This is a genomic window from Pseudomonadota bacterium, assembly GCA_041395565.1.
In the GTDB taxonomy this organism is placed as follows: Bacteria; Pseudomonadota; Gammaproteobacteria; order UBA9214; family UBA9214; genus UBA9214.
Map to the genome: position 1 here is coordinate 1 of JAWLAI010000007.1, position 17,408 is coordinate 17,408.

Annotated in this window: 11 protein-coding genes, 1 tRNA gene and 1 other RNA gene; 4 read left to right on the plus strand and 9 right to left on the minus strand. The window is 68.1% G+C overall.

Annotated features, from left to right (window positions below; translation table 11 throughout):
- Nucleotides 1-50: 50 nt before the first annotated feature.
- From R3F42_11770 to R3F42_11810, 9 genes are all read right to left on the minus strand, one after another.
- Nucleotides 51-200, minus strand: a non-coding RNA gene (locus R3F42_11770) — RtT sRNA.
- A 27-nt stretch (nt 201-227) separates the two neighbouring features.
- A tRNA-Ser gene (locus R3F42_11775) sits at nt 228-318 on the minus strand.
- 431 nt (nt 319-749) lie between these two features.
- Nucleotides 750-938: a carbon storage regulator CsrA gene (gene csrA, locus R3F42_11780; GenBank protein MEZ5542710.1), complete on the minus strand. Its 189-nt coding sequence runs from the start codon at nt 936-938 to the stop codon at nt 750-752.
- Nucleotides 939-1,145: 207 nt separating this feature from the next.
- Nucleotides 1,146-2,381 (minus strand): aspartate kinase, encoded by a 1,236-nt coding sequence (locus R3F42_11785; protein ID MEZ5542711.1) that lies wholly within the window; start codon nt 2,379-2,381, stop codon nt 1,146-1,148.
- Nucleotides 2,382-2,422: 41 nt separating this feature from the next.
- Nucleotides 2,423-5,053 carry an alanine--tRNA ligase gene (alaS, locus tag R3F42_11790; protein ID MEZ5542712.1) on the minus strand — a complete coding sequence of 877 codons (2,631 nt, stop codon included), beginning with the start codon at nt 5,051-5,053 and terminating at the stop codon, nt 2,423-2,425.
- A 134-nt stretch (nt 5,054-5,187) separates the two neighbouring features.
- Nucleotides 5,188-5,658, minus strand: a complete 471-nt coding sequence (locus tag R3F42_11795; protein MEZ5542713.1) for a regulatory protein RecX — start codon at nt 5,656-5,658, stop codon at nt 5,188-5,190.
- Nucleotides 5,642-6,682, minus strand: coding sequence for a recombinase RecA (gene recA / locus R3F42_11800; GenBank protein ID MEZ5542714.1), 1,041 nt, complete (start codon nt 6,680-6,682; stop codon nt 5,642-5,644). The genes R3F42_11795 and recA overlap by 17 nt, the downstream gene beginning before the upstream one ends.
- Before the next feature lie 72 nt (nt 6,683-6,754).
- Entirely contained in the window at nt 6,755-7,285 is a 531-nt protein-coding gene (gene thpR, locus R3F42_11805; GenBank protein ID MEZ5542715.1) for an RNA 2',3'-cyclic phosphodiesterase, read from the minus strand.
- Nucleotides 7,278-7,766, minus strand: coding sequence for a CinA family protein (locus R3F42_11810; GenBank protein MEZ5542716.1), 489 nt, complete (start codon nt 7,764-7,766; stop codon nt 7,278-7,280). The genes thpR and R3F42_11810 overlap by 8 nt, the downstream gene beginning before the upstream one ends.
- A 261-nt stretch (nt 7,767-8,027) precedes the next feature.
- Here R3F42_11810 and mutS point away from each other — a divergent pair, with 261 nt between their 5' ends.
- The 4 genes from mutS to R3F42_11830 all read left to right on the plus strand — a co-directional run bounded on the left by mutS (nt 8,028) and on the right by R3F42_11830 (nt 17,392).
- Nucleotides 8,028-10,595 carry a DNA mismatch repair protein MutS gene (gene mutS, locus R3F42_11815; protein ID MEZ5542717.1) on the plus strand — a complete coding sequence of 856 codons (2,568 nt, stop codon included), beginning with the start codon at nt 8,028-8,030 and terminating at the stop codon, nt 10,593-10,595.
- 160 nt (nt 10,596-10,755) lie between these two features.
- A complete protein-coding gene (locus tag R3F42_11820; GenBank protein ID MEZ5542718.1) occupies nt 10,756-11,079 on the plus strand; it encodes a ferredoxin family protein in 324 nt (107 codons plus the stop codon).
- A 2,243-nt stretch (nt 11,080-13,322) separates the two neighbouring features.
- The gene (locus tag R3F42_11825) at nt 13,323-13,997 is read left to right on the plus strand and encodes a PD-(D/E)XK nuclease family protein (protein MEZ5542719.1); all 675 of its coding nucleotides are present in this window, start codon (nt 13,323-13,325) and stop codon (nt 13,995-13,997) included.
- Nucleotides 13,994-17,392: a UvrD-helicase domain-containing protein gene (locus tag R3F42_11830; protein MEZ5542720.1), complete on the plus strand. Its 3,399-nt coding sequence runs from the start codon at nt 13,994-13,996 to the stop codon at nt 17,390-17,392. The genes R3F42_11825 and R3F42_11830 overlap by 4 nt, the downstream gene beginning before the upstream one ends.
- The last annotated feature ends 16 nt before the right edge of the window (nt 17,393-17,408 follow it).

A 17,408-nucleotide genomic window follows, 5' to 3' on the forward strand; every position in this document is an offset into this window, starting at 1 on the left:
CTGCATCCCATCTCACAAGAAAGGGGCCTGATGGCCCCTTTCTTGTGAGATGGCGGAGAGGGAGGGATTACTCGCCCCTGCGGGGCTCACCCTCCGGGCCGGCCTGCGGCCGTTCCCTCGCCTGCACTGCAGGCTCGGGTCGAACCCGTCCTGATCGATATCGAGGGTTCGAATCCGCTGCATCCCGTCTCACAAGAAAGGGGCCTGATGGCCCCTTTCTTGTGAGATGGCGGAGAGGGAGGGATTCGAACCCTCGATGGGCTTTTGACCCATACTCCCTTAGCAGGGGAGCGCCTTCGGCCTCTCGGCCACCTCTCCAGGATGTATGTTCGCGCATACTCGCATATTCCGGTGCGGGACGTGCCTTTCGGTCAGCGACCGGATACCACACCGGCGGTCGGCAGCAACAGCCCGATCCGCAGCCGGGATTATAACGATATTCAGGCGCCCGTGTTCAAATCATTCGGTCCGGGCTGCGCTGGCGCCAATGCGGCTGCTCCACCGCGGTCACTGCAGGCGCCTTGCCGCACACGTCTTCGCTGCGGGTAACGCACGGCCCCGGTTTGCGCAGTGCTGACGGCACGGCAGAACCGCCGTGATGTCCGCAGGCGGTCATTGCACTTGTGACTGGGAATCGAACGCATGCAGCAGATGCACGGCGGCTGGATGCCGCATATCAGCAGGAAAATCCCGTTTGCAGCGGACCGGGACCGACCGATCAGCGTACTGCCGGTATCCGGCCCGGCAACTCAGTTGGTCCCGTCTTTCTTGCTCTGCTCGTCCTTGATCCGGGTATAGATCTCCTCGCGATGGACGGCGACGTTCTTGGGGGCGTTCACCCCGATCCTGACCTGGTTTCCCTTCACACCCAGGACCGTGATCGAGATGTCGTCACCGACCATCAGGGTTTCTCCAACTCTGCGCGTAAGTATCAACATCTTCTCAACCTCTTGTTATCGTGTTTCCCTGTCAAGGCTTGTGCAATTCGTGAATTGTTATTATGACTTCCGGCCGGAGTGGTTGATGCACCGGCGTCGTCAGCGGCTGCCTGAGCAGCACACTGCTTTAGGAGTATATATGAAAGTCGCGCCGTGAGAATATCCTTGAAACTGTTTTAGTTTCCAATTGCATCACAATGATTTTTACTATTTCTTTACCGTGGGCGCCTGGTCCAGGTGGAAGGCGTCGTGCAGCGCCCGCACACCCAGCTCCAGATATTTCTCATCGACCACCACGGAAATCTTGATCTCCGAGGTCGAAATCATGCGGATGTTGATACCCTCGCGCGCCAGGGCCTCGAACATGGTCGAGGCGATGCCGGCATGCGAGCGCATGCCCACACCCACCAGCGAGATCTTGACGATCTTGTTGTCCCCGGTCACCTCGCGCGCACCCAGCTCGCGCGCCGTGCTCTGCAGGGTCGACATCGCACGCTTGTAGTCGTTACGGTGCACGGTGAAGGTGAAATCCGTGGTGGCACCGTCCGGGGCGATGTTCTGCACGATCATATCGACCTCGATATTGGACTCCGCGATCGGCCCCAGGAGCTTGTAGGCGACACCCGGCGTATCCGGTACGCCGAGTACCGTCAGTTTCGCTTCGTCCCGGTTGAACGCGATGCCGGAAATCAGTACGTCTTCCATCTCTTCTTCCTCGTAGGTAATCAACGTGCCCTCGCCTTCCTCGAACGAGGACAGCACGCGTAGCGGAACATTGTAGCGGCCGGCAAAGCTGACCGAACGGATCTGCAGCACCTTCGACCCGAGGCTGGCCATTTCCAGCATTTCCTCGAAGGTGATGCGATCGAGCCGGCGCGCGTTCGGCACCACGCGCGGATCCGTGGTGTAGACGCCGTCCACGTCGGTATAGATCTGGCATTCGTCCGCCTTCAGCGCGGCGGCCAGCGCCACCGCCGTGGTGTCCGAGCCGCCGCGGCCCAGCGTGGTGATATTGCCGTGTTCGTCGGCGCCCTGGAAACCCGCCACCACCACGACGCGCCCGCCCGCCAGATCCTCGCGGATCCGCCGGTCGTCGATCTCGCGGATGCGCGCCTTGTTGTGCGCGCTGTCGGTCAGGATGTGCACCTGCGATCCGGTATAGGAACGCGCGCTGCAGCCACGCTGCTCCAGCGCCATGCTGAGCAACGCGATCGTCACCTGCTCGCCGGTCGCCAGCAGCACGTCGAGCTCGCGCGGACTGGGCGTTGCGCTGACCTGGCCGGCCAGGTCGATCAGCCGGTTGGTCTCGCCGCTCATCGCGGACACCACCACGACCAGGTCATTGCCACGGTCGCGCCAGTCGAGGACCTTGTCGGCGACGTGGCCGATACGCTCGGGAGAGCCGACCGAAGTGCCGCCATATTTCTGAACGATAAGTGCCATATCGGGAATATTCCTGAGGTAATACCTGAAGTGCCGGGCCGCTACTGCAGTCGTTCGCGCACCCACTCCGGCACGGCCTGCAGCGCCGCATCCAGCTGTGCCGGCTGGTTGCCGCCGGCCTGGGCCATGTCGGGGCGGCCGCCGCCCTTGCCGCCGACCCGGCTCGCGACCATGTTGACCAGCTCACCGGCCTTGATCTGGCCGGTGCGGTCCTTGGTCACGCCGGCCACCAGACTGACCCGGTCGCCGTCCACCGCCGCCAGCACCACCGCGGCGGAACCGAGCTTGTTCTTGAGCTGGTCCAGCGTCTCGCGCAGCACCTTGCTGTCGGCACCGTCCAGGCGGGCCGCCAGCACCTTCACCCCGTCGATCTCGACGGCTGCGGCGGCGAGGTCGCTGCCCTGACTGCTGGCGAGTTTGCCCTTGAGCTGCGCCAGCTCCTTCTCCAGCGCGCGGGTCTTCTCCAGCAGCGCGCCCACACGCTCGTCGGCGTCGTCGCGGCCGCCCTTGACCAGCTCGGCGATACGACCCAGGCGCTGCTCGTTGTCCCGGACCCAGGCCAACGCGCGGGCGCCGGTCACGGCCTCGATCCGGCGCACGCCGGAGGCGATGCCGGTCTCCGCGGTGATCCGGAACAGGCCGATATCGCCGGCGTGGTCGACATGGGTGCCGCCGCAGAGCTCGACCGAGAAGTCGCCGATCGCCAGCACCCGCACCTCGTCGCCGTATTTCTCGCCGAACAGTGCCATGGCGCCGGACTTGATCGCATCGTCCATCTGCATCAGGCGTGTCGTCGCTGCCGCATTGGCGCGGATCTGTGCATTGACCAGATCCTCGATCTCGGCAAGCTGCGCGGGCGTGACCGGCTCGTAATGCGCAAAATCGAACCGCAGCCGCTCCGGCTCGACCAGCGAGCCCTTCTGCTGCACGTGCGTACCGAGCACCTGGCGCAACGCGGCATGCAGCAGGTGGGTCGCCGAATGGTTCAGCACGGTGGCCTGCCGGCGTTGCGTATCGACCAGGGCATTGACCCGGTCGCCCTTGCGCAGCACGCCCTGGGTCACGGTGCCGACGTGCGCGCAGGCCGTACCGCTGTGCTTGCGCGTGTCCTCGACCTCGAAGCGCGCATTGGCGCTCTCCAGGCGGCCGCGGTCGCCGACCTGGCCGCCGGACTCGGCATAGAACGGCGTCGTGTCCAGGAACACCATGCCGCTCTGCCCGCTCTCCAGCGCCGCCACCGGCTTGCCTTCCTGCAGCAACGCGGTGACGGTGGCCGCGCCGTCCAGCCGTTCGTAACCAGTGAACACGGTGACCGCATCGATCCGGGCATCGCCCGAGTAGTCGGCGGCAAACTGGCTGGCCGAACGCGCCCGGGCGCGCTGCGCCTCCATCGCGGCCTGGAAACCGGCGCTGTCGACGGTCAGGCCGCGCTCGCGCGCGATATCCGCGGTCAGATCGACCGGAAAGCCGTAGGTGTCGTAAAGCTTGAATACGGTATTGCCCGGGATGACCGTGGCCTGCAGGCCCGCCAGGTCCTCCTCCAGGATGCGCATACCCTGCTCCAGCGTTTCGGCGAAGCGCTCCTCCTCCAGGCGCAGGATGCGCTCGACGTGCGCGCGCGCCGCCGGCAGCTCGGGGTAGGCATCGCCCATGACCTCGGCCAGCGGGCCGACCAGGCGGTGGAAGAACGGTTCGTTGAGGCCGAGCTGGTAGCCGTGGCGCACCGCGCGCCGGATGATGCGCCGCAGCACGTAGCCGCGCCCCTCGTTCGAGGGCAGCACGCCGTCGACGATCAGGAAGGCGCAGGAACGGATATGGTCGGCGATGACGCGCAGCGAGGTGTGCGTGAGATCAGCCACCCCGGCGATGCGCGCGGCCGCCTCGAGCAGGTGGCGGAACAGGTCGATCTCGTAGTTCGAGTGCACGCCCTGCATGACCGCGGCCAGGCGCTCCAGCCCCATGCCGGTATCCACCGACGGCTTGGGCAAGGGCTTGAGGTTCCCGGCCGTGTCGCGGTCGTACTGCATGAACACCAGGTTCCAGATCTCGACATAGCGGTCGCCGTCTTCCTCCGGCGTCCCGGGCGGGCCGCCGGGTATCTCGGGGCCATGGTCGTAGAAGATCTCGGTGCACGGTCCGCACGGGCCGGTATCGCCCATGGACCAGAAGTTGTCGGACTTGTACTGCTCGCCGCCCGGCTTGTCGCCGATCCGGGAGAAGCGCGCCGGATCGACACCGACCTCCTCGAGCCAGATGCCGGCGGCCTCCTCGTCGTCACTGTAGACCGTCACCCACAGCCGCTCCGGCGGCAGCGCCATCACGCCGGTCAGGAATTCCCAGGCGTAATGGATTGCCTCGCGCTTGAAATAATCGCCGAAGCTGAAGTTGCCAAGCATCTCGAAGAAGGTGTGGTGACGCGCGGTATAGCCGACGTTTTCCAGATCGTTGTGCTTGCCGCCGGCACGCACGCAGCGCTGGCTGCTGGCGGCGCGCGGGCAGGCGCGTTGCTCGTTGCCGAGGAACACGTCCTTGAACTGCACCATGCCGGCATTGACGAACAGCAGGGTCGGGTCGTGCTGCGGCACGAGCGGGGCCGAGGCCACGACCTCGTGGTCGCGCGCCCGGAAGAAGTCCAGGAAGGCCCGGCGGAGTTGTGCGCTGGTATGCTTCAAGTTGATTCTGACCCGGATGGATTGGGGACGTTATTATTCAGGGATTTGGGGACGATTGGAAGATGCCGCTGCTGTGGCGGTGACTGATCCTGGCAAACCGGTCACAGCCGCCCGTTCCCGAACCGGCCGGCCCGTCAGCCTTCGTCGTCGCGGAACACCCGCCCGATCTGTTCCGCGGTGAAGCCGCGCTGCTGCAGAAACCGCATCTGCCGGCTGCGCTCGCGCAAATCGCGCGGGACGGCCGCACCGAACCGCTTCTCGCGCACCGCGCGCAGCAGCGCCAGCCAGTCTTCCGCCAGGGCCGCGATGTTGTGCTCGATCAGCCCCTCGCCTATCCCCCGTTCGCGCAGCTCGGCGCGGATCTTCTGCGGCCCGGACCCGCGCTGGTAACGCGACCAGACGAACTGCTCGGCGAAGCGTGCATCGCTTTGCAGCCCTTCCGCCGCCAGGGCCGCGACGGCGTCAGCGACCGCATCCCCGTCGAAGCCGCGCGCCGCCAGCTTGCGGGCCAGCTCCTGCGTGCCGTGCTCGCGGCGCGCCAGCAGGTCCAGCGCCGCGCGCCGGATGGCGCCGTCGTCCGCCGCCTGCTCAGGCCTCGGCTTCAAGCGCCTCCGCTTCCTCCGCTGCCGCCCTGGCCGGCTTGGCCAGCAGCAGCGCCCGCAGCTTGCCCTCGATCTCGCCGGCGATGTCCGGGTTCTGCTTCAGGAACTCGCGCACGTTGTCCTTGCCCTGGCCGATGCGGTCCTTGCCGTAGCTGTACCAGGCCCCGGACTTCTCGACGATGTCGTGCTGCACGCCGAGGTCGATCAGTTCGGCCTCGCGCGAAATGCCCTCGCCGTACAGGATCTGGAACTCGGCCTGCTTGAACGGCGGCGCCATCTTGTTCTTGACCACCTTGACGCGGGTCTCGTTGCCGATGACCTCGTCGCCCTTCTTGATGGAACCGATGCGGCGGATGTCCATGCGCACGGAAGCATAGAACTTGAGCGCGTTGCCGCCGGTGGTCGTTTCCGGGTTGCCGAACATGACGCCGATCTTCATGCGGATCTGGTTGATGAAGATCACCATGGTGTTGGAACGCTTGATGTTGGCGGTCAGCTTGCGCAGCGCCTGCGACATGAGGCGCGCCTGCAGGCCCATGTGCGAGTCGCCCATGTCGCCCTCGATCTCGGCCTTGGGCGTCAGCGCCGCCACCGAGTCGACCACCACCACGTCGATGGAACCGGAGCGCACCAGCATGTCGGTGATCTCCAGCGCCTGCTCGCCGGTGTCCGGCTGCGACACCAGCAGTTCGTCGACGTTGACGCCGAGCTTCTCGGCATAGATCGGATCGAGCGCATGCTCGGCGTCGATGAAGGCGGCCGTACCCCCCGCCTTCTGTGCCTCCGCGATCACCTGCAGCGTCAGCGTGGTCTTGCCGGACGACTCCGGGCCGTAGATCTCGATCACCCGACCGCGCGGCAGTCCGCCGATGCCGAGCGCGATATCCAGTCCGAGCGAGCCGGTCGAGATGACCTCCGCCTCGCGCACGGCGCTGACGTCCCCCATGCGCATCACGGCGCCCTTGCCGAACTGCTTCTCGATCTGCCCGAGCGCCGCGCTCAGGGCCTTGCGCTTGTTGTCGTCCATCAATCTCCTCCGCATCCGGTTCGTGGCATGCCGCTCCCTGGCGCGCCGGTGCCGCGGATTATCACACAGAAGTCAGCCACCCTCTAGCGGCCAGCAGGCGAGCGGACGATAGCTGCTGCCGTTTTCGGCAGGCACCGACTCCACCAGACAGAAATCGCTGACAGGCCAGTTCACGACAGGAAAATCCGGCACTGCCGCAGGCTGGCTGCAGCGCCGCGCGACGGTGATGTGGGCCTGGAAAGCGCGCGCCTCCGGCACCAGCCCGCAACCGGCAAGACAAACGCGCAGCGCGCCGGCCAGTTCCCACAACGGCGGCGGCATGTGAGCCGGGCCGAGCCAAAGTATGCGCGGCCGCGGCCAGTAACCGGCGTGATCGATGCAGAGTTCGAACGGCGCGGCGCGGACGGCGCCGGCGTTGCGCGCCAGACAGGCGGCCACCTCCGCCGTGACCGGACCCGCGAAAGCCAGGGTCAGGTGCAGATTGTCCGCGGGCACGCGCTTGATGCGCTTGCCGGCCAGCGCCTGGCCCGCAGCCGCCAGCGCCGCCCGCACAGCGGCATCCGGCCACAACGCGAAAAACAGCCGGCGCCTGGCTTCAGGCATCGGCGCTGAGTTCGATCAGCCGGGTGATGCCATGGATCACCGCGGCCCGCCGCACCTGTTCGCGCCCCCCGGCGAACAGCCGCGTCTCGATACGGGTAGCGCCGCGCCGGGTTGCCCAGGCGAAACACACCGTGCCCACCGGCTTGCCCGGCACTGCGCCGCCCGGCCCGGCGATACCGCTGATCGCCAGCGCCAGATCGGCTGGACTGTGCCCCAGCACGCCGGCGGCCATGGCCGCGACCGTCGGCTCGCTGACCGCGCCATGCTGTTGCAGGGTCGCCGCCGGCACGCCGAGCATCTCCTGCTTGGCCGCATTGCTGTAGGTCACGAAGCCGCGCTCGAACCAGCGCGAGCTGCCGGGTACGTCGGTCAGGCATTTCGCGACCCAGCCGCCGGTACAGGACTCGGCCACGGCCAGCCACATGCCGCGCGCCTGCAGCTGCGTTCCCAGACGCTCGGAGAGTTTGAACAGGTCGGACATGCTGCAGTCATTGTAACGGGAACCAAAATGGGGTCAGTACCCTTTTTCGTGCACCGGACGCGCTGCAAGGGGGCGGCGCGCACCCGGGTGGCAGCGCCTGTGGCTGCACCGCCGCACGCGCAAGGGGCGGCGCCCAGGCCGACAAGAACCGATCTCACGAATGCATTACAGGAACATGTTTTTCCTTGAGTTGTTATCGAGCCCGATCTCCGTCCGCGGCGCGCTGCGCAAATCACGCACAATCGGGTAGACTTGCCCGCCATGACCGCCGCCCCGTCCGCCCATACCCCGATGATGCAGCAGTATCTCGGCATCAAGTCGGAGCATCCGGATATCCTGCTGTTCTACCGCATGGGCGACTTCTACGAGCTGTTCTACGACGACGCCAAACGCGCCGCCCGCCTGCTCGATATCACCCTGACCGCCCGCGGCAAGTCGGCCGGCGAGGCCATCCCGATGGCCGGTGTGCCGGTGCACGCCGTCGACCAGTACCTGGGCCGGCTGGTGCGCCAGGGCGTTGCGGTCGCCATCTGCGAGCAGGTCGGCGATCCTGCCGCCAGCAAGGGTCCGGTCGAGCGCAAGGTGGTGCGCATCGTGACGCCGGGCACGCTGACCGACGAAGCCCTGCTCAGCGAGCGCCAGGACAACCTGCTGGTCGCGGTCAACCCGCTTGGCGGGGACTGGGGCATCGCCGTGCTCGACCTGGCCGGCGGCCGTTTCACGGTCCAGGAATGCCGGGGTGACGAGGCCCTGCTCGGCGAGATCACCCGGATCGACCCGGCCGAACTCATCACCGGCGAGGACGTCAGGCTGCCCCCCGAACTGGCGGGCCATCCGCGCCTGCGCCGCCAGCCGCCGTGGCTGTTCGAAACCGACAGCGCCACGCGCCAGCTCAACGCACAGTTCGGCACCCGTGACCTGTCCGGATTCGGCTGCGCGCGCATGACGGCGGCGATCGGCGCGGCCGGCGGTCTGCTCGAGTATGTCAGGAACACCCAGCGCACGGCCCTGCCGCACCTGCGCGGACTGCGCGTCGAGTCGCGCGCGGACAGCCTGGTACTGGACGCCGCCACCCGCCGCAACCTGGAGCTGGAAAGCGCCGGTTCGGGACAGCGCGAACACACCGTGGTCGGCGTGCTCGACCGGACCGCCACGGCGATGGGCGGCCGCCAGCTGCGCCGCTGGCTGCACCGCCCACTGCGCGACCGCGCCGCGCTCGAGCAACGCCACCAGTGCGTCGCCGCGCTGGGCGAGAGCGCGCTGCACGAATCCCTGCACGAACTGCTGCGCGGCTGCGCGGATATCGAGCGCATCCTGGCGCGCGTCGCGCTGAAGTCGGCGCGCCCGCGCGACCTGTCCGGGCTGCGCGACAGCCTCGCGCTGCTGCCGGCGCTGCAGGCGGCGCTGGCGCGCACCGACGACCCGCTGGCGCGCGACCTGGCGGCGCGCATCGGTGTGCATGCGGCTACCCACGAGCTGCTGGCGCGCGCCATCCGGGAACTGCCGCCGCAGCTGCTGCGCGACGGCGGTGTCCTGGCCGCCGGCTATCACGCGGAACTCGACGCCCTGCGCGAGCTGAGCGAGCACGGCGATGCCTGCCTGCTGGACATGGAGGCGCGCGAGCGCGAGCGCACCGGCATCGCGAACCTGAAGATCCGTTACAACAAGGTGCACGGCTACTACATCGAGGTCAGCCGCCTGCAGGCCGACAACGTGCCGGACGACTACCAGCGCCGCCAGACCCTCAAGGGCGTGGAACGCTACATCACGCCGGAGCTGAAAACGCACGAGGACCGGGTGCTGAGCGCGCACGAACGCGCGCTGGCGCTGGAGAAGGCGCTGTACGACGCGCTGCTCGATGCGCTGATCGAGCGGCTGGATCCGCTGTCGCGCACGGCCGAGGCCATCGCCGAACTCGACGTGCTGGCCAATTTCGCGGAACGCAGCCGCACCCTGGGCCTGTGCCGGCCGCAACTCGCGGCGCGCAGCGGCATCGATATCAGCGGCGGCCGCCACCTGGTGGTGGAATCGCTGCTGGACGCGCCGTTCATCCCCAACGACGCCCGGCTCAACGACCGCCAGCGCATGCTGATCATCACCGGGCCGAACATGGGCGGCAAATCGACCTATATGCGCCAGACCGCGCTGATCGTCTTGCTCGCGCACATCGGCTGCTTCGTGCCCGCCGACAGCGCGGTGATCGGCCCGGTCGACCGCATCTTCACGCGCATCGGCGCGGCCGACGACCTCGCCGGCGGTCGCTCCACCTTCATGGTCGAGATGACCGAGACGGCGAATATCCTGCACAATGCGACGGCACACAGCCTGGTGCTGATGGACGAGATCGGCCGCGGCACCAGCACCTACGACGGGCTCGCGCTGGCCTGGGCCTGCGCCGTGGACCTGGCCGTACGCATCAAGGCCTATACCCTGTTCGCGACCCATTATTTCGAGCTCACCGCCCTGCCGGAGCAGTATGACGGCATTGCCAACGTGCACCTCGACGCCACCGAGCACGCCGACCGCATCGTCTTCCTGCACAGCGTGCGCGCGGGCGCCGCGGACCGCAGCTACGGCCTGCACGTCGCCGCGCTGGCCGGCGTGCCCCGGGCGGTCATCCGCCAGGCGCAGGCGCGGCTGGCGGACCTGGAACGGCGGCAGCAGGCTGCCGCGCCTGCTTCGCCGCAGATGCCGCTGTTCCAGGCCGCGGCCGAACACCCGGCGCTGACCGCGCTGGACGCGCTCGATCCGGACAGCCTGTCGCCGCGCGAAGCCCTCGCGCAACTGTACGCGCTCAAGGCGCTGGTACAGCCGGAACCCGTCTCATAATCGAACCGTTTTGCGGGTATACTGGCGCGGTGCACGTTTCCCCGCGCCGGTCGATGACATGGAGCTGCGCGGTGCGTACCCTGCATGTGCTAGAGCAGTGGCCTGAAACTGGAAACATGGCGGCGCCGATTGCGCCGCCGCAGACAGACTGGAGCGTGGTATGACATTCGTGGTGACCGAAAACTGTATCAAGTGCAAATACACGGACTGCGTGGAGGTGTGTCCGGTCGACTGTTTTCACGAAGGGCCCAACTTCCTCGTTATCGATCCGGACGAGTGCATCGACTGTACGCTGTGCGAGCCGGAATGCCCGATCGGCGCCATCTTCGACGAGGGCGACCTCCCCGCCGGCCAGGAGCAGTTCCTGGAACTCAATGCCGAACTGGCGAAGGCATGGCCGGTCATCACGCAGATGAAATCCGCGCCGCCCGACGCCGACGAATGGAAGGACAAGCCGAACAAGCTGCAGTACCTGGAGCGCTGAGGATGCCCCGGCGCACCCTCCGGGATGGAGCCGACAGCCCCCGTCATCCTGTATCCGTGCCGGGCTGACCTGCTGGCGGCCGCCGCCCGCCAGATCCTTGCACACGCCGCCACCGAGCTGCCGGACCTGACCGGCAGCGTGGTGCTGCTGCCCGATCTCCTGTTCGCCGCCGACCTGCGCCGGCACCTGCTGGCGGCGGCCTCCAGTCAGGGGCACGATGCCCTGCTAGGTCCGCTCATCACCACACCGGAACAATGGCTCAACGAGCAGGTCCCCGTCGGCACGCGCGTGCCCGGACGCGCCCGGCGTGAACTGCTGCTGGTCGAGGCCATACTGGAACACCGCGCCGTGTTCGGCACGGATGCGGACCCCTGGACACTGGCCGCCAGCCTGCTCACGTTGTTCGACGAACTGACCCTGCACCGCGTACCGGTCGACGCCGATCCCGCCACCTTCCGCGCACGGCTGCAGTCCGCCTACGGACTGGCTGGCACGCCGCCGCAGCCATTCGACCGCGAGGCGCGTATCGTGCAGACCCTGTGGCAGGCCTGGCACCAGCAACTGCAGGCCCACGCCTTGCTCGATCCGGCCGCGGCCCAGCTGCAGCAACTGGCCACCCTGCGCGAGCACCCCGACCGGCGCATGCTGTTCTTCGTCGGGATCGATGCACCCGCGCCGGCCATGGCCGAATGGATCGGCGCGGTCACAGCCGGCGGCGGCGGCCGGCTGCTGCTGCATCGTCCCCTGCCCGGCAGCACGCTGCCGCAGTCGCTCGCCGGATTGCTGCACGGTGCGCCGCAGCCGGACACGACGGCGCATCCGCTCGGCGACACGCTCGACGGCATGCTGGGCGCTGCTGCGCAGCCGCTGCAGCAGCGCGCCGGGGCGATCCGGGAGCGCATAACTGCATCCCCGCTGCGGGAGCGGATCTCTGTCTGCAGCGCCGCCTCGCCGGAACAGGAGGCGCATGCCATCGAACTGCAGGTGCGCCGCTGGTTGCTGGACGGTATCAGCCCGATCGCCGTGGTCACCGAAGACCGTCGTCTTGGCCGGCGCGTGCGTGCACTGCTCGAGCGTGCCGGCATCGTCCTGCAGGACCCGGGCGGCTGGGCCCTGTCCACCACACGCGCGGCAGCCGCGCTGGAACGCTGGCTGCAGACGGTCGAAGAGGACTTCGCGCACGAACCGCTGCTGGACACACTGAAATCCCCCTTCACACTGCCCGACGAGGACCGCGAGCGGCTCGAACGCAGCGTGTTCCGCTTCGAGACCGACATCGTGCGCCGCGAACAGATCGCCAGCGGGCTGCAGCGCTACCGCCGCCAGATCGATGCCCGTCAGCGCCGCCACAGCAATCCATGGAGCAGCGCAACGGCGACACACCTGCATACGCTGCTCGACCTGCTCGACCGGGCGGCCGCGCCACTGCGTGGCTGTCTGCGCGGTACGCACCGTCCCGGCATGCTGCTGGAACGGCTGCAACAGAGTCTCGCAACAATCGGCATCTGGCAGGCCTTCGACGCCGACCCCGCGGGACAGCGGATCCAGCACGAATGGCGCCTGCTGCATGACGCTGCACGCGAGAGCACGCTGGCCATGGACTGGAACACCTTCCGCGCCTGGTTCGGCAGTGCGCTCGAACAGCATGATTTCCGCCCCGCCCTCAACCGTAGCCCGGTCTGGCTGCTGAACCTGGCACAGGCCCAGCTCGGCCGCTTTGCCGGCATCGTCATCGGCGCCTGCGACAGCGCCCATCTGCCGGCCATGCCGGCACGGGCACCGTTCTTCAACGACAGGGTGCGCAGTGCGCTCGGCCTGCCCGGCTGGCCGCAGCAGCATGCCCGTCAGCTCCGGCAGTTCCGCATCCTGCTGGAGAGTGCGCCGCACATCCTGCTTGCCTGGCACCGCGAGGAGAATGGCGAACCGCGTACCCCGGCAAGCTGGCTGGCGCAAATCGAGGTGTTTCACCAGCTGGCCTGGCAGCACGGCCTGCAGGACCCGGAACTCAGCACACTGCTGGATCACCCCGGCACCCGCGTGAACGGCCGTCATCCCCTGCCCGCACCGCGGCCCTGCGCACAACCCCGCCCGACGCTGCCGGCCGGGACGCTGCCCGGGGAACTGTCGGTCAGCGCGCATGGCACACTGATCGACTGCCCTTACCGTTTCTACGCCGGCAGCGCCCCGCAGCTGCGCGCGAGGAAGTCAGGCAGGCCCTGGAAAAGGCCGAGTTCGGCAGCCTGGTGCACCGCGCGCTGGAAATCTTCCAGCGCGGCGGGGACGGCTATGCCGCACCGCTGCCGCAACCCATCACCGCCGCGCAGCGCGCGGCCGCCATCGAACAGCTCGAGGCCGTCTCCCGGCAGGTCTTCGCACAGGAACTGGATGACAACTTCGAGCACCGCGCCTGGTTGCGGCGCTGGCTGGCGCTGGTGGCGCCCTATATCGACTGGCTGATCGGCCACCAGGCGACCTGGCGTTTCGTGGACAGCGAAGTCGACGGCCGGCTGGAGCTGGCAGGCGGACGCATGCTGGGCGGGCGCATCGACCGGATCGATCAGGGGCCGTCCGGCACGCTGATCATCGACTACAAGACCGGCCGGGCGCCGCAGCAGGCGGACGTCGACAGCGGCGAGGCCGTGCAGCTGCCGAGCTACGCCCTGTTGTCGCGGCAACCGCCGCAGGCCGTCGAATACGTGCTGATCGGCAGGATCAACAACCGCAACACGGTCAGACCCGGCAGCCGGCTGGAAGGCGCCGCGCTGGCGTCCCTGGCCAGTGCAGTGCGGACCCGGCTGGAAACCGTGCTGGCGGAAATCGCCGCAGGAACGCCGCTGCCGGCCTGGGGCGACGAAGACACTTGTCAATACTGCGACATGGACGGTCTGTGCCGCAGACAGGCCTGGCCGCAGTCATGAGCGAGCACCCGTCACTCGCGGCCACCGACCCCCGCCGGGATGCCAGCGTGCATGCCTCGGCCGGCACCGGCAAGACCTGGCTGCTGGTCACGCGCGTGCTGCGCCTGCTGCTGGCCGGCGCACGCATCGACGGACTGCTGGCCATCACCTTCACGCGCAAGGCCGCCGCGGAAATGGAACAGCGCATCATGGAACGGCTGCTGGATCTGGCCGTGGCCGATGACCATGCCCGGACCGGCCTGCTGGAACAGGCCGGGATCGCGCCGGACAGAACGACCTGTGACCGCGCCGCACAGCTTTACGAAACCGTGCTGCGCGCACCGCAGCGGCTGCGCTGCACCACCTTTCATGCCTTCTGCCAGGACCTGCTGGCACGTTTCCCGCTCGAGGCCGAAATCGCGCCGGGCATGGAGCTCCGGGAGGCCACCGGCCAGCTCGAACAGGCCGCCTACGATGCCCTGCTCGCCGACAGCATCCGCCAGCCGCAGGCGGCACTCACACAGGCGCTGGACGCACTCACCGTCGCCTGCGACAGCCTGGACAGCGCCCAGAAGTCGCTGCGCGCCTTCCTGAACCAACGCAGCGACTGGTGGTCCTGGACCGACGGCGCGGACGATCCGGTCGCCTTTGCCGGGGACGCGCTCGCGGGATTCCTCGGGATCGATCCGGGCGCGGACCCGCTGGCCGGTTATCCGGACGCCAGCGCGCGCGCGCGTCACCGGTCGTTCGCGGAACTGCTGCGCGCCAATACCGCCACCGATGTAAAACTCGCCGCGCCTATCGATCGTGCACTGGAACAGCAACTGACCGGCCAGGCCTTTCTCGAGCGCATAGTGCCCGCCTATCTCACCGGCGCGCACGAACCGCGCAAACGCAAGGCATCCCCTACCCTGGCAAAACGGCTCGGTCAGGCGCGCGCGGCGCAATACCTCGACCTGCATGCCCGGGGCTGCGACGAGGTACAGGAACGGCTCGATCGCCTGGCGCGTCACCAGTCCTATTCGCTCAACTGTGCGTGGTACCGTTCCGGCCAGGCGCTGCTGGACCATTACCAGCGCATCAAACGCGAACAGCGCGTGCTGGATTTCACCGACCTGGAGTGGCTGGCCTGCCGCCTGCTCAACCGCAGCGCGCACGCGAGCTGGGTGCAGTACAAGCTCGACGCGCGCATCGATCACCTGCTGGTGGATGAATTCCAGGACACCAATCCCACGCAATGGCGCCTGCTGCTGCCGCTGCTCGAGGAAATGGCCGCCGGCGATGCCGGCAGGACCCGTTCCGTCTTCCTGGTCGGCGACCGCAAACAGTCCATCTACAGCTTCCGGCGCGCCAACCCGGCATTGCTGGAAAGCGCCGCAGTCTGGCTGGAACGGAAGCGCGCAGCCACACGCTATCCGCTCAACCGCTCGCGCCGTTCGGCACGCGCCGTCATGGAATGCGTCAACCGTGTGTTCCTGCATCCCGACATGGCCGGGCTGCTCGCCGACTTCGCCAGCCACGACACCCATCTCGATGCGGTCTATGGCCGCGTCGAGTTGCTGCCCCTGTGCAGCAGCCCGGACGAATCCGGCACACCGCCGCCGCTGGCGGACAGTGCACTGCGCAATCCCCTGCGCGCGCCCCGTATCTGCCGCAGCAACCGCCCCTTCCACGACGAGGGACGGCAGCTCGCCCGGACCATCCAGCGCCTGATCGCGGACGGTGCCACGACCGAACACCAGGGTGAGACCCGGCTGCTCGGTTACGGGGACATGATGATCCTGCTGCGCCAGCGTACCCACGCCGCCTTCTACGAGCAGGCACTGCGCGAGGCCGGCATTCCCTGCCTGGGCGCGAGCCGCGGCCTGCTGCTGGAGAATCTCGAGGTGCGTGACCTGATCGCCCTGCTCGAGATCCTGGTTACGCCGTTCGACAACCTGGCACTGGCGCAGGTACTGCGCTCGCCGCTGTTCGGCCTGGACACCGAAGCGCTGCTGGCGCTGACCGGCGCGGACGCCAGCCACTGGTATGCGCGCCTGGCACAACTGGCCAGCACCGGGAACGCCCCCTGGACGGACGTGCACACGCTGCTGACGCGCTGGCGCGGACTGGCCGGCCGCCTGCCGGTGCACGACCTGCTGGACCGCATCTTCCACGAAGGCGAACTCCTGCAACGCTATGAGCGCGCCTTTCCGGACGTCCTGCACCCGCGGGTGCGCGCCAGCTTCACCCGTTTCATCGAGCTGGCCCTGGAGCTGGACAACGGGCGTTACCCCAGCCTGCCGCGCTTCCTCGACCGGCTCGCGCGTCTGCGCCAATCCGATCAGGACCAGCCGGACGAAAGCCCGCCCGATGACGGCGCCGGCGGCCGCGTCCGCCTGCTGACCGTGCATGCCGCCAAGGGACTGGAGGCGCCGGTGGTGTTTCTCGCCGATGCCGCCACCGTGCCCCAGGACCGGAGCGCCTGGAGCAGCTGCATCGACTGGCCGCCCGAGCGCGACCGGCCACGCATGATCGTGCTCGCGCCCGGCAGCCGGCAGCGCGACAGCCGGACCCGGGGTCTGCTCGACCTGCAGGCCGGCGCCGCCCGCAGCGAGAATGCCAACCTGCTCTACGTGGCGCTGACCCGGGCACGCCAGTACCTGTTCGTCACAGGCAGCGTCACGGGTAACGGCAGTGACACCGGCTGGTACGGTCTCCTCGAACGTGCACTCGCGGACTGCCCGCGCAACAGTGCGGGCCACGCAGTGATCGAATCCGGTCGCTCGCAGCCCGCCGCAAGCGCGGCTGCTACGACCACGGAAACCCGCAGCGTCGATCCGCGCCTGTCGCAACCGGTTGCCTGTCCGGAACGGGACCTGCCGATCGCGCCCAGCCGGCTGGCACTGGCAGACGAGCATACCCACACCGACGCCGACGGCCGCGAGCGCGGTATCGCCCTGCACCTGATGCTCGAATACCTGACACGCACGCCGGCCGGCACCGCCAACGACGCACTCGTCGATATCGCCAACCGCCTGCAGCGTGATCCCGACGACGCGCAACTGCAGGCGTGGTGGCACGAAGCGCGCACCATCGTGACGCTGCCGGCATTCGCCCTGCTGTTCGACCCGCAGCGCGTTACCCAGGCGTGGAACGAAGTGCCGGTACAGTATCTCGAGGGTGAACACCTGGTGCATGGCGTCATCGACCGCCTGGTCATCAGCGACGGTGAAGTGCTGGTCATCGACTACAAGTCGCACCGGCATGCGAGCCCGGCGAGTATTCCGCAGCTGGCCGCGGAGTATCGCCCCCAGTTGTCCTGTTACGCCGAGGCCGCGCGCCGGCTCTGGCCGGGTCGCCGGCTGCGCGCCGGCCTGCTGTTCACGGCCTGCGCTGAACTCGTCTGGCTGGATGCGTTAGAATCACGGCCCTGATCCGTGCCCAACGCCG

What these genes read in the sequence shown, in the direction of transcription:
- csrA (MEZ5542710.1), bottom strand. Translation starts at nt 938, where the DNA reads ATGTTGATACTTACGCGCAGAGTTGGAGAAACCCTGATGGTCGGTGAC.
- R3F42_11785 (MEZ5542711.1), bottom strand. Translation starts at nt 2,381, where the DNA reads ATGGCACTTATCGTTCAGAAATATGGCGGCACTTCGGTCGGCTCTCCC.
- recA (MEZ5542714.1), bottom strand. Translation starts at nt 6,682, where the DNA reads ATGGACGACAACAAGCGCAAGGCCCTGAGCGCGGCGCTCGGGCAGATC.
- thpR (MEZ5542715.1), bottom strand. Translation starts at nt 7,285, where the DNA reads ATGCCTGAAGCCAGGCGCCGGCTGTTTTTCGCGTTGTGGCCGGATGCC.
- R3F42_11810 (MEZ5542716.1), bottom strand. Translation starts at nt 7,766, where the DNA reads ATGTCCGACCTGTTCAAACTCTCCGAGCGTCTGGGAACGCAGCTGCAG.
- mutS (MEZ5542717.1), top strand. Translation starts at nt 8,028, where the DNA reads ATGACCGCCGCCCCGTCCGCCCATACCCCGATGATGCAGCAGTATCTC.
- R3F42_11820 (MEZ5542718.1), top strand. Translation starts at nt 10,756, where the DNA reads ATGACATTCGTGGTGACCGAAAACTGTATCAAGTGCAAATACACGGAC.
- R3F42_11830 (MEZ5542720.1), top strand. Translation starts at nt 13,994, where the DNA reads ATGAGCGAGCACCCGTCACTCGCGGCCACCGACCCCCGCCGGGATGCC.